This is a genomic window from Acidimicrobiales bacterium (genome assembly GCA_035546775.1).
Classification (GTDB): domain Bacteria; phylum Actinomycetota; class Acidimicrobiia; order Acidimicrobiales; family JACCXE01; genus JACCXE01.
Genome location: DASZWD010000020.1, coordinates 15,657 through 29,248, shown reverse-complemented (window position 1 = coordinate 29,248; position 13,592 = coordinate 15,657). Strand labels below are relative to the sequence as shown.

Annotated in this window: 7 protein-coding genes; 1 reads left to right on the top strand and 6 read right to left on the bottom strand. The window is 67.9% G+C overall.

Annotation, left to right across the window (positions count from 1 at the left end; translation table 11 throughout):
• Positions 1 to 58: 58 nt before the first annotated feature.
• Both VHC63_04405 and VHC63_04400 read right to left on the bottom strand, forming a co-directional pair.
• Positions 59 to 2,392 (bottom strand): serine/threonine-protein kinase, encoded by a 2,334-nt coding sequence (locus VHC63_04405; GenBank protein ID HVV35822.1) that lies wholly within the window; start codon positions 2,390 to 2,392, stop codon positions 59 to 61.
• Between the two features lie 5 nt (positions 2,393 to 2,397).
• Positions 2,398 to 2,991 (bottom strand): FHA domain-containing protein, encoded by a 594-nt coding sequence (locus VHC63_04400; protein HVV35821.1) that lies wholly within the window; start codon positions 2,989 to 2,991, stop codon positions 2,398 to 2,400.
• 78 nt (positions 2,992 to 3,069) lie between these two features.
• On the opposite strand from VHC63_04400, the gene VHC63_04395 reads away from it, so the two are divergent.
• Positions 3,070 to 7,491, top strand: coding sequence for a hypothetical protein (locus tag VHC63_04395; GenBank protein ID HVV35820.1), 4,422 nt, complete (start codon positions 3,070 to 3,072; stop codon positions 7,489 to 7,491).
• Here VHC63_04395 and VHC63_04390 read toward each other — a convergent pair.
• From VHC63_04390 to ispG, 4 genes are all read right to left on the bottom strand, one after another.
• A complete protein-coding gene (locus VHC63_04390; protein ID HVV35819.1) occupies positions 7,488 to 9,620 on the bottom strand; it encodes an Ig-like domain-containing protein in 2,133 nt (710 codons plus the stop codon). The genes VHC63_04395 and VHC63_04390 overlap by 4 nt on opposite strands.
• A gap of 42 nt (positions 9,621 to 9,662) precedes the next feature.
• Complete coding sequence (gene proS / locus VHC63_04385; protein ID HVV35818.1) at positions 9,663 to 11,069, bottom strand: proline--tRNA ligase; 1,407 nt, start codon at positions 11,067 to 11,069, stop codon at positions 9,663 to 9,665.
• Between the two features lie 18 nt (positions 11,070 to 11,087).
• Positions 11,088 to 12,269, bottom strand: coding sequence for a calcium-binding protein (locus VHC63_04380; GenBank protein HVV35817.1), 1,182 nt, complete (start codon positions 12,267 to 12,269; stop codon positions 11,088 to 11,090).
• A 93-nt stretch (positions 12,270 to 12,362) separates the two neighbouring features.
• On the bottom strand, positions 12,363 to 13,589 hold the full coding sequence (gene ispG, locus VHC63_04375; protein ID HVV35816.1) for a flavodoxin-dependent (E)-4-hydroxy-3-methylbut-2-enyl-diphosphate synthase: 1,227 nt from the start codon (positions 13,587 to 13,589) through the stop codon (positions 12,363 to 12,365).
• Between the last annotated feature and the right edge of the window lie 3 nt (positions 13,590 to 13,592).

The window sequence follows — 13,592 nt, the reverse complement described above, 5'->3', positions numbered from 1 at the left end:
AGTCCACGCTCAACCGGTGTCGAACGTTTTGAACTGCGGCGTTCGATTATAGAGCGTTTTAGGGCGCAAGGGCTATCTCTACCGCTGCCGGCAGATCGAGCGCCGCGCCCCGCGCCTCGACTTCGTCCGCCGCCGAACCCAGCGCAGCGCGAGCAGCGATGCGCGCCGCACCAAGACGTTCCCGGTCGGGTGGACGTGTCCCGAGACCAGGGTCGAGGTTGTCCGCGGCGGCGATGAGCATCAGCGTCCGCTCCGGATCCGTGCTCGCATGGGCAAGGGCGATCACCGTCAGCGGGACCACGACGTACCTGGGTGCGCCTAAAGCGGCGGCGTCGACGAGGGCGCGCTCGGCGATGTCAAGAGCTTCGTCGTGCGCACCCAGGTCAAACGTGTACAGCGCAAGGTTGGCCCGCGCCTGGGAGACGCGCATCGCATGGCCGGCGCGCTCGAACCACGCCAGCGCTTCGCGCGCGTGCTCGGCCGCGGCCGCCGGCGCTCGCAGGTCGACGCCGACGAGCGTCGACAGCGCGTTGTGCGCCATACCCGCTGTCCAGGGGTTGGGCGCAGCCTGCGCGAGATGGGCCGATCGGCGCAACGCGGCGACGCCTCCTTCCGTGTCGCCCCGGCCGGCGAGCGTGATGCCGAGGTCAGCCCATGCCACTGCTTCGGTGTACTCGTCGCCGACTTCCACAAACGTCGCGATCAGGCCGCGCAGTTCCGTCGCGGTGTACTCGTCGTCGTCGAGGCGCGCCAGATGGCGCAGCGCACAGATCGCCGCAATTCCGTCGTCGCCGGTGCGGGCCGCCCACTCCGTGATGTCCTCGAGATGAAGGTGGCGGTTGCTCACCTCGGCGAAACACGCAGGCCGGAACGCCTGCGGGAACGTCCCGGGCGCGGCACGAACGGCGTCGAGTACCGCGTAAACCTCCGTTCCGAAACCGCGGCAGACCCCCTCGTCGGCGTATCCAGCGATCACTTCGGCGAGCCATTCGTCGTCACCCGTCACGACGGCGCGACCCACCAGCGGACGGGCTTGCTCGAACGCCCGGATGTCACCGTGCCCGAGTCGCCTCGCCGTCCAGGCGCGAAGGGCCGCCAGCACCGCAAGGTCTTCGTCTCCGACTTCGAACGCGACACTGAACGTGTCCGACGCCAGCGCCTCGATCAGCCCGCGCGCCACGAAATCGGAGAGCTGCGGACCGTCGACGCATGCCAACTCGCAGGCCAAGGCGGAGTCGAACGGCGCACGGAACGTCGACAAACGCACGAGCGCGGCCCGGTCGTCCTTGGAGAGCGCGAAGCGGACAACCTCGCCTCGGGGCACCAAAGGAACGACGGCCTCGTTCACAATTCCCAGCGGCTCCTTGCCAGCGCGCACCATCGCGATGCCTTTACACGCCGCCAGCAGTTCGTCGACCTCCGCCGCCGTCGCAGCGCCGTCGACGATGAACAGCGTGGGCAGAGCACCGAGGCGCACTGCTATGTCCTCCAGCGCCGCCGTCGCCGGCATGGAGAGCGCGCGTACCGACGCGGGGACCAGTCCGTCATCGACGCGCACGCGCCACACTCCGCCGGGGTAGCGATGCCGCAGATGGTTACCGGCCTCTACGACGAGCCGCGCCTTGCCAACGCCCGCCAGTCCCGTCACCGACACCAACCGGTGCGCTGCGAGCAGCTCCAACAGGCGCGCCAATTCGTCGGGCCGGTCGCCGTCCGTCAGCGGTGGGGGCAGGTTGGACGGTGTGCTTTCCGCGACGGCGGCCACGAGTTCGGTGGGTCGCGGCCGCCGAGCCGGATCCGTCGCGAGACCGCGCCGCCACACGGGAGAGATCGAGTTCAGCGCGGCGCCGGCGCCCGCCGGCGGGTCGCCGGTCAGCAGCGCGACGGCGGTCGCCGCGAGACCATAGGTGTCGGCGGAAGCGCCCGGCAGGGCGCCCGCGGCGACCTCCGGCGCGCGGTAGCCGTCGGTGCCGTGGCCAGGCCGCGGCGCCGTGAGGTCGACGAGCACGGGCGCGCCGTCGCGGCGCACGACGATGTTCGCCGGCTTCACGTCACCGTGAACGACACCGTGAGCGTGCAGATGCTCGAGCGCGTCGGCGACCGCCGCGAGCAGGCGCAGAACCTCGTCGGCCAACAATGGGCCGTTCGCACGTAGGTCCGTCGCGGCACTGCGGCCGTCGATCCAGTCCATGACCGCCCATGAAGCACCGTCGTGCACCGCGTCGCCGCGCCGAGCAACGACGCCGGGATGCGGCGGCACGACGGGCGCGACGCTCGGACCGTCGAGTCGCTTGAGTGCCACCGCTTCACCGGTGTGCGTGTCGTCGGCGCGAAAGACCGTTCCCTGTCCACCGGCACCGAGTTGTTCGAGAAGCGCGTACCGGCCCGCCACCAAGCTCAACGGTCGAGATCCCCCATGCCGACGGCGCCGCGCCGGAACGCCTCGTTTGCCAGCCGGGTGCGCCGCTCGGCCGGCGATCCGCCTTCAATGCCGAACTTCACGTACAGCCGCTGCAAGTGCTTCTTCACCGCCTCTTCGGACAGGAACAACTCGTCGGCCACGACCCGCGCCGGCGCCGGTGCAGTAAGGAGGTCGCCGGCGAGGAGCGGGCGGCACAAGGCGCGCAGCACCTCGCGCTCGCGTGCGGTGAGGTTGGGCGCGGGATTCACCACGGCGGTGGACGACTCGCCGACCGCCACATTGTCGGTGCGCAGGATCAGCCGCGCCGCGCCCACGCGGATCTCATCCCCACCGCGCAGGGCGCGATCGGCCACGATGCGCTCGCCGTTTACGAAGGTGCCGTTGCGGCTGCCGAGGTCGCGGATCACCCAGCCTGGGCCGAGGCGCTCGATGACGGCGTGCAACCGCGACGCCGTGGCATCGCGCACGACGAGATCGTTCGCCGGGCTCTTGCCGATCGACAGTCGCTCGCCGTCAAGCGACGCACGCTCCGGCCCCGAGGGCTGCCAGGCCTCGATGTAGGTTGGCACGAGATGCATCGTAATGGGACAGCAATGTCCCGTTTAGGGGACAGACTCCCGACACTTCCGCTCCCTACCCTCGAATGCATGACGGGGCAAAGGTCAATTCATCCTTTCGCGCGGCGCGCATTCGTTCGGGCGGCGCTCGTCGCCGGGTTGGCGTTGGCGGGGTGGTGGACCACCCACAGCTCGGCCGACGCTTCCATCCCGTGCGACACGACCTGGACATCGACGGCCAACGGCATCTGGACCGACGCCGGGAATTGGAACAACGGCGTGCCGACGGGGGTGACGAACGCGTGCATCCCCGCCGCGGTGATCGTGACGATCCCCTCCGGTGACTACTTCGTCAACGCGCTCGACATCTCGAATCCGAGTGCCGTGCTCGACATCCGACCGGGCACCTTCAATCCCACGACGCTGACGCTCAACGCCGACTCGTCGAGCGCGGGCCTGATTCGCCTGCTCCCCGATGGCATCTACGGCGCCACGCTGAAGACTGCGACCGCCGCAGTGTTGACCAACACGGGCACCATCACGGCGTCACCCGCCCCGTCCAGTTCGAGCGCGGAGAACCTGAACGCCAACATCAAGAACTCCGGCACCATTTCAATCGCGCGCGATGCAAGGACGGAAGGCCTGGGCCGCACGATCACGAACACAGCAACCGGCGTGTTCGACGTCGCCAGCGGTGCGACCTTCACGATGTTTGCCCCGGACACGTTCGACAACAGCGACGGCCTCATCCGCGTGCACGACAAGCTCCACTTCGTCATCAACGGCGGCACGCTCAAGCAAGGCGGCGAGACCGATCGCACCTTCACGCGCTTCCCCATCGAACTCAACGCCGGCAACCTGCAATTCGTCGGCGGCGGCACGCGCACCAAGACCGACGTGCTGGCCCGCTACGACGTGAACCTGTCGGGCGACCTCCGTCCCGACGACGTGGTCGTGCTCGCGGCGAACAACGGCAACCCGGCGAACCTCACCATCGGAGCCGACCTGGTTAACAACGGCACGATCGACTTGGTCGCCGAAAACATCTACGACGCCCGGCTGCGCACGATCAACGGAGCCAAGATCACCAACGCCGACTACGGCTCGGGCTTCGGTTCGATCATCACCACCGGTTCGGTGACCGGCGTCGGCAGCGAGTCCGTCGGCGGCGGCACGGGCAACCTGCAACTCGCCGCCGACATCGTCAACCCCGGCCGCCTGGACATCGCCCGCTCCGCGCAGACCGACTTCACGGGCCACACGATCACCAACACGGGAGCGAGCGGTCAGATCTTTGTGCGCGACGGCGCCACGCTCACCGTCCATGTCGGCGACACGCTGAACAACGCTTCAGGCGAGATCCGCCAGTTCACCAGTGGGCAGACTCTGGTCAGCGGGGCCGGCACCTTCGTGCAGGGCGCAGGCTCGGTGACCGGCAGCAACCCGGTCCTGCTCGAGAATGCCACGCTCACGATGACGCCCGGTCTCGTCGGCTCCGGGCTGTTCACTTCGCACTACAACCTCACCTTCACCGGGGACATCGACCCGCTCGAAGTGCTTACGATCGAAGGCAACAACGGCGATCCGGCAAAGCTGAACGCGACCGCGCCGTTCACCAACAACGGTGAGTTGGCGCTGCGGTCGTCGGGCATTTACGACGCCCTGCTGAACACCAACTTCACCCTCACCAACAACGGAAGGTTCATCGTCGTCACCGGTCCCGCGCATCGCAGCTCCGTGATGCCGATAGTGAACCACGGCCACTTCGAACCCGGCACGGGCGCCCAACGCCTCGCACAGTCCGCGCCCTTCGACCAGACCGGCGCGAGCGCGGGATCGTGGGTCGAGCACATCTGGGATACCACGTCCGACTTCGACCAACTGAGTTCGACGTCGACGATCGCAATCGGCGGAACGCTCGACATCGCGGCACAGCCCGACGTCGAACCGGCAGTGGGCACGACCATTCGGATCGCGACGGGCTCGTCGGTCACGGGCACGTTCGCCACCGTGACCCAGACTCCCTTCGCCGACGGACGCGGCTGGAAACCCGTGTACGGCGCAACCTTCGTCGACCTCACCTTCGGCGACGTGGCCGGACCGGCGGCGTCGACCGTCACGATCACGACCGCACCAATCAACGCAGGCAACGCCAGCGCCGTTGGCGTGACCGCCAGTTGCGAGTCGGGCGCGACCCTGAACCTCACCGCGGCGGACACGAACGCGAGCACCAATGACGTCACGGCGTCCATGACGTGCCCCGGCGGCGGCCTCGCGTCGTTCACGCTGGACCTGCAATCGCTGGACGACGGCACGATCACCGCGTCGGTCACCCAGACCGACACCGCGGGTAACACCGGCCCGGCTGGAACGGACACCACCAGCAAGGACGCCGTCGTGCCCGGCGCGCCCACCGTCACGATCACGACCGATCCCGTCACCGCTGACAACGCGACCGCGGTGTCGATCGACGGCACCTGCGAGACGGGCGACACCGTGTCTCTTCTCGTCGTGGATGCATCCTCGGCGACGAACGACGTGACGGGTTCGCAGACCTGCGTAGCCGGCGGGTACAGCATCACCATCGACGCGTCGGCGCTCGCCGACGGCACGATCGCTGCGGCGGTTACGCAGACCGATGGCGCTGGCAACACCAGCACTCCGGGGGCCGACACCGCGCAGAAGACCACGACACCGCCGGACGCGGAGGGCAGCATCGACATCACGCCGGCATACATCAACGCCGCCAACCAGGCCGCGGTCCCGTACACGGGTACCTGCGTCACCGGGAACAGGGTCGACATCACCGTGTCCGACCTCCACGACCACACCGTGACAGTGCCCCAGTTCACCTGCGTCGGGGGTGCCTACTCGGCGACGTTCGACGCGTCCACGTTGTCCGACGACGCGACGATCACGGCCGCCGCGGTACAGACCGACGCGGCCAACGTCGCCCACTCCCCCGACACCGACACGGCGATCAAGGACACCCTCGGGCCCACAGGCACGACGGTGAACATCGTCCCGGCTTACATCAACGCCGCCTCGAACCAGGCCGCCGTGCCCTACATCGGCACGTGCACGACGGGCAACCCCGTCAACGTGGCCATTGGAGACGCTCACGGCCACGAGAGCTTCGTTTCCTTCACGTGCGCGTCGAACAGCTTCCACCTCTCCTTCGACGCCCGCGACATGGCCGAGGGCGACCTCATCACCATCGCCGCCGTCGAGTTCGACGCCGCCGGCAACCGCGGAACTCCGGCGACCGATCCGAACCGCCCCTTGAAGGACACTGTCGCGCCGACCGACGCGGAGGGCTCGATCGACATCACACCGAGCGTCATCACGCCGGCGAATCAGGCGACGGTTCCGTTCACGGGCACGTGCGTGGCGGGCAACACCATCACCGCGATCAAGGCGGTCGATCAGCACCAGCACTCGAAGTCCGTCGCCTACATCGTGTGCGGCGACGACGGCACGTTCTCCGGCACGTTCAACGCCTCGGCGTTCAACGACGAGAGAGTCGAACTGAAGGCCCGCCAGGTCGACCCCGCTGGCAACACCGGCGTGGTTGAGAAGGACACGGCGACGAAGGCGACGGCGAGCATTCCGCAGCCGGACGCGCCCACAATCAACCCGACGACGATCCCGAGCGACGGGACGGACTCGGCCGTGCACATCGCAGGAACCTGCGTGGCGCCATACCAGGTGTCGCTAGCCGTCAACGACGACGATCCGGCGACCAACGCGGTGCCGCAACTCTTCGCCTGCCCCAACACTGGGGGCTACGACCGCAGCTTCGACCTGCGCACGCTCGTCCCCGGCACTATCACCGTCTCCGCGCACTTCCTCGACGCGTCGGGAACGGCGGGCCCGGACCGCGTCGTCACCACGACCAAGAGCACCCATCGTTTCGTCTCGCCGGGTGCGGACGCCATCAACGCGGCGAACCAGACGCAAATCCCGCTGGCCGTCTCGTGCAGCACCGGAACCGACGTGAGCATCACGCTTTACGACAGCAAGAAGCCGAACGCCGCCAACAACGGTCCTGCGTTTGCTTGTCCCGCAGCCAGTGGGTTCCTGCGCACCACGGCAGACGCATCGGGCTTCAAGGATGGCGCCAAGGTCCTGTTCCGCGCCACGGAGAAGAACAAGTCGGGCGCGGTGATGGGCTTCACCGAGTTCGCACTCAAGAAGGACACGGTCGTGCCCACCGCCCCCTCGGCGGCGTTCACCCCCGATCCGATCCGGACCCTGGCCCAGGCGCAGGCGATTCACGTACGCGGCACGTGCGAGACCGACGCCAAGGTGACTGTCGAGGTCAGCGGGTCGAACCGCCAGCAGAATCAGGTTCGGACGCAGAAGTGTGTGGCGAGCACGTACGACACGAAGCTCGACGTGTCGAAGATCAACCGCGGCACACTGACGACCAAGGTGTCGCAGGCGGACGCCGCCGGCAACACGTCACCGACGACGACGATCACCACCCAGAAGCAACTCGACGCGCCTTAGAGAGTCACGCACTGCCCATAGCGGGCACCGGCGTGATTCGGGCGGCCGTTGTTCGTCGGTTTCGGCTGGTTGCTGCTGCACGACAACTGGCCCGTGATCAGGTTGTTCTCCACCGCCGTGCCCTTGTGGTTGCTGTTGAGGTTGAGGTCCTTCGCCAGCGTGTTGTCGCCGACGATGAGGCCCTTGGCGGTGCTCATGATGCTCACGATGCCGCTGATCGTGTTGCCGGCGCAGCGGTTGTTGACGGCGTCGCCGATCACGATCGGGCCCTTGGTGTTCGCCAGGTTCAGGTTGCCGCGCATCGTCACGCCGCACAGCGCCAGTTGCGACGCGCTGGACCCGACGATGTCGCCGGTCACGGTGGCGTGGGAAATGAACAGCCGCGCCCCCGAAGAGAGGTTGATCGACCCGTTGACGTCGCCGGTGACGCACGTCGAACCGCTACCGGCGGTGAAGCTGCCGCTCGGGCTGGTCTTGTTCGTCTTGCAGGTGACGCTCACAACGACGGGCGACGAAGTGCTCCCGTTGAAGTTCCCATCGCCGCTGTAGGTGGCGATCATCGAGTGACTTCCGGGCAGCAGGTTGGCCACGGTGAAGGCGCCGGCGCCGCTGTGGAGCGATGAGGTACCGAGCACTGCCGGTCCCTCCCGCAGCGTGACGGTTCCGCTCGGCGTGCCCGCTCCGGGTGCCACCGCGCCCACCGCCACCGTGAGCTTGGCGTTACCGCCGAAGTCGACGGCGTGCGCAGGACCGGTGAGCACGGTGGTGGTGTCCGCCTTGTTGACCACCTGCGTGATCGGTGACGCGTCACTCGACTCGTAATTGTCGTCGCCGGCATAGTGCCCGTTGAGCGTGTGCGAGCCGACAGACAGCGCGCTCGTCGTCACGCTGGCCGTGCCGCTGCTCAGCGTGCCGGAGCCGAGCGACGAGGCGCCGTCGGAGAACAGCACCGACCCGGGTGCCGTCGACGGCGACACGGTGCCAGTGATCGTGACGGGTTGCCCGAAGACCGAGGGGTTCGGCGACGAAGAGAGGCCCGTCATGGTGCCGGCCTTGTCGACGGTGAAGCTGCTCGTGCCCGTGCTGCCGACGTAGTTGGTGTCGCCGGAGTACGCGGCCGAGATCGAGTGGGGGCCCGCACCGAAGCCGGCGTGCATCGCCGTCGCGGTGCCGCCGCTGACGGTCGCGGTGAACGTCGAGGCGCCGTCGACGGTGAAGGTCACGCTGCCGGTCGCGTTGGTGGGCGACACGGTGGCGGTCATCGTTACCGAGGTGTTGTACGTGGAGGGATTCGGCGTGACGGCGACGCCGGTCGTCGTGTTGGCCTGCGTCACGGTCTGGGTGAACTGGTCCGTCGAGTGGGCGTTGTAGTTCGTGTCGCCGTCGTAGACCATGACGATCTTGTGCACGCCGACGCTGAGGCTCGACTCGGTGAAGGACACGTCGCCGGACGCGTTGATGGCCTTGGTCTGGAGGGTGGTGTTTCCGCCGCCGGTGACGTCGACGAGTTCGACGTTGCCCGTCGGCAGCGACGCTGACGGGTCGACCGCCGGGTTCGGGGCGACGTGGGCGCCGAAGAGGAGTCCGCTGCCGTAGGCCGACGAGCTGGCGCTCACGGATCCAGAGATCGAACTGCTCGCCTGCGTGATCTCGAGCGACTTCGTGTCCTCGCTGTTGTCGAAGTGATGCGGATTCTCGAGGCTTTCGATCGGGCTCTGGTACAGGGCGCGGATCGAGTGCGTACCGACCGCCAGGTTGGCCACTGTCGCTTCGAAACCGGCGTTCGTATCCGTCGAGTCGTCAGGCGTGTAGTCATCGGGATCGGCGGGCGCGAGCGCGAAGTAACCCGTGTCGCCGTTGTCGAAGAAGTACACCTTGCCCGACGGCGTATTGCAGTCGCCGATGTCGCACGATCCGCTGACGTCGCTCACGATCGCGTCGAGGATGACGGGCTGGCCGTAGGGAGCCGACGTTACGTTGCTGTTGTTGTAGATGAAGAGCAGGTCAGTGTCGCTCTCGCCGCAGTCGCTGCAGCTGTCGGCGGCGGCTTTGGGCGTGTCGGCGCCGATCGCGACCAGAACCGAGGTCACCGCGAGGATGACCATGAGAAACGTGCGCGCCTGCCGCATCGCCGCCCCCTTGCGAGTTGTGCCCCACCCGCGAGAAGGACGTTAGTACGCCCGCGCGACGATGGCTACGAGGTCTTCGACGTTGTCCGTGGTATCCGGCAGCGTTCCGTCAGCGCGGCGCAGGCAGCGAATCGACACGGACGCGGCGTTGAGGGCGTCTTCGCCGGCCTCGTCGGCCAGCGCGCCGGGCAGCACGGCGAAGCCCGTCTGGGCCGCTTCGATCGCTTCGGCAATCGACGAGACCTCCACGGTGCGCGCCGCGAGCCGTTCCTGCGCGGCGGCGAACAGCGACGCCTGGACGGCGCCGAGCGCGTCGCGCACGGCGGCGGCGGCGCCGGCAACGGCGACGGTCGTCTTGTCCCCGGTGTCGCGCCGCACGACGGTGACGTTGCCGTCGGCGAGATCGCGCGGTCCGACTTCCACCCGGACCGGAATGCCCTTCAACTCGTGGTCGACGGCGCGACGACCGAAGGCGACGTCCACGCGGTCGTCGAGCTTCACCCGCATGTCGGCCAACTCGGCCACGAGGGCGCGGGCCGCATCGCCGGCGCCGTTCTCGTCGCGCACGACGACGACCACGCACTGCGTCGGCGCCACCGACGGCGGCAGCCGCAACCCGCGATCGTCGCCGTGGGTCATGATCAAGCCGCCGAGCATGCGCGTCGAGGAACCCCACGACGTCTGCCACACGAAGTCGGTGTTCCCCTCCGAAGTCTGGAAGGTCGTGTCGAAGGCGCGTCCGAAGTTCTGGCCCAGTTCGTGCGACGTACCCATTTGCAACGCCTTGCCGTCGCCCATCATCGCTTCCATCGCCCACGTGTAGGTGGCACCGGCGAAGCGCTCGCGTTCGGTCTTGCGCCCCAGGAGGACGGGAATGGCCAGCACGTCGCGCACCGTGGCTTCGTAGACCTCGTTGAGGATGCGCAACGCGAAATCGTGCGCGTCGGCCTCGGTGGCGTGGCACGTGTGCCCCTCTTGCCAAAGGAACTCGGTCGTGCGCAGGAACAGCCGCGGCCGCAGCTCCCAGCGCACGACGTTGGCCCACTGGTTGATCAGCAGCGGCAGGTCGCGGTAGCTCTGCACCCACTTCGAGAAGTACGAGTTGATGATCGTCTCGCTCGTCGGGCGCACCACGACGGGCTCTTCGAGCTCCTTCCCGCCGCCGTGGGTGACCACGGCCAGTTCGGGCGAGAACCCCTCGACGTGCTCGGCTTCACGGCGCAGGTAGCTCTCGGGGATGAACAGCGGGAAGTAGGCGTTGTCGACCCCGACGGCCTTGATGCGGGCGTCCATTTCGGACTGCAGGCGCTCCCAGATCGCGTACGCCGTCGGGCGGATGACCATCGTGCCGCGCACCGGCCCGTTGTCGGCCAGCTCCGCCTTGGTGATGACGTCCTGATACCAGCGGGGAAAGTCCTCGCCCTGAGGCGTGAGTACGGGAGCGGCCATGCGGCCGAGATTAGGTGGCTAGTTGTCGCACTCCGAAAGCGTGTCGGTCCCGCCGCCGCCCTTGCAGGTGTCGCTCCCGCTCCCGCCGTCGAGCGAGTCATCACCGGCGTTGCCGTGCAGGTCGTCGTCGCCCGCGCCCCCGATCATCGTGTCGTTGCCGGCGCTGCCGTTGGCCGAGTCGGTACCGTCGTTGCCGAAGAGGTGGTCGTTGCCGTCGCCGCCCGACAAGAAGTCGTCACCCGTGCCCCCGGCAATCTTGTCGTTGCCCTGACCCCCCGCGATCTGATCCGCGCCGTCCTGACCCTTCAACGTGTCGTTGTCGCCGCCACCCGAGATCACGTCGTCACCCGCCTGACCGAACACCTGATCCTTGCCCGCGCCGCCGTCGATCCGGTCCGCACCACCACCACCGTGGACGACGTCGTCACCGTCGCCCGCGCAGATCGTGTCAGCACCACCACCACCACTGATGTCATCCGGACCGCTCGATCCCAAGATCACGTCGGCGCCCGACGTCCCGTTGATCGTGCCGCTCCCGGTGATCGTCGGCGTCAGCCCGTCGCACAACGCACCCGTGCCCGCCGTCCCCACGAGTTGGAACTCGTAGTCGCGCAGGGAATTGTCGCCCACGCTGAGGCAACCCGACGTCGCGCTGAAGTTGGTGCACCCGGTGCCGAACCCGTCAGGTGGGTTGCGCCACATCCCGAGGCTGCCGGCGGTGATGTCCGCCGAGCCCCAGTACCAGGAGGGTTGGGTCGCGATCGCCTGGAGCGACAACCAGTAGGTGCCCGCCGACAACGCGATCACGGGGTTCAGCGTGATTGTCTCGGTCCCCTGCGGCGTCCCGGTGCCGGTGCTGGCGTCGGTCTGGTCGAACAGCACGCTACCCGGCGTGCCGGCGGCGTCGGTATAGATCCGTACGCGGATCGTGTCGACGCCCGCGGTGGTGCTGTCGAATTGCGCCGCGACCACGCGCGACAGGTTCCAGGTCTGACCGCTCGGCACGACGAAGTCGGCGGCACCTTCAGAGTCGAAAGCGTCGGTGGGGCTGTCGACCGAGATCGCCGCGTTGCCTGCGGGGTCGACGGGAAACTGGTCGTAGAGCACCGAGTCGGCCGACGCCCGAGGCGCCACCACCGCGGACAGCGCCAGCCAGGCGAATAGAGCAACGGCAATCGGCAACACACGCGTCGTTCGCATGAATCCCTCCCCCTTCGGTTGTGCCCGCGCCGCGAGGTTCAGTCAATCACCGCGTTCACGCGTACGCCATGACAAGTGCCACATCGGAATCGGTCAGGCGGTGTCTTTGCGGATCAAATCGATCCGCTGCGCGCTGTTGTTCGCGTCGGCGCCCTTGTCGTCGAGCAACGCGGCGCGGTCGCGTTCGGCTTCGCGCGTCGCCTTGGCGACGTCGGCTTTGGCGATCGCCGCGTCGGCGCCGTGCTCGACGATGTATTCGGCCCACTCGACGAGCGCGTCGACCATCTCAGCCTCGGGCACCACGGCGACGTTGACGCCCTTCACGAACAGGTGCCCCTTGTTGCGCCCAGCCGCGATGCCGATGTCGGCGTCGCGCGCCTCACCCGGACCGTTGACGACGCAACCCATCACCGCCACCTGGAGCGGGATCTCGCGATCGCCGAACGCCGCCAGCGCGTCGCCGGCCACCTTGTACACGTCGATCTCGGCGCGGCCGCATGACGGGCACGCAATGAGGTCGACATTCTTGCGCTCGCGCAACCCCATCGCTTCGAGGAGCTGGCGGCCGGCGCGGGCCTCTTCGACCGGATCCGCCGTCAGTGAGTAGCGGATCGTGTCGCCGATACCCTCGGCGAGCAGCGTGGCGATACCGGCGGTGCCCTTGATCAACCCGGCGGGTGGCGGACCGGCCTCGGTCACGCCGAGGTGCAGCGGCGCATCGGTGACGTCTGCAAGCTGACGGTACGACTCGATCATCAACGGCACGTTGCTCGCCTTGACCGAGATCTTCACGTCGTGGAAGTCGACCTCGTCGAAGTACCGCATCTCGAGCTGCGCCGACTCGACGAGCGCTTCAGGTGTGGCGCCGCCGTACTTGTCGTACAGGTCCTTGTCGAGCGATCCGGCGTTGACGCCGATGCGGATCGGCACGCCGCGGTCCTTCGCTTCGCGAGCGACGGTCTTGATGTGCTCGGGGTTACGGATGTTGCCGGGGTTCAACCGCAGGCACGCCACACCAGCGTCGAGGGCGGCAAGCGCCATCTTGTACTGGTGGTGGATGTCGGCCACCAGCGGCACCGGCGAGCGAGGCACGATCTGCGCCAGGCCCTCGGCCGCCTCGACCTCGTTGCAGGTGCAGCGCACGATGTCGGCGCCCGCGGCCGCCAGGGCGTAGATCTGCTGGAGCGTCCCTTCGACGTCGGCGGTCTTGGTGATCGTCATCGACTGCACGCTGATCGGTGCTCCCCCACCGACCAGCACACCGCCGACGTTGACCTGACGCGTGCTGCGGCGCGCGGCCGCCGTGCCGTTGAACTCCATATG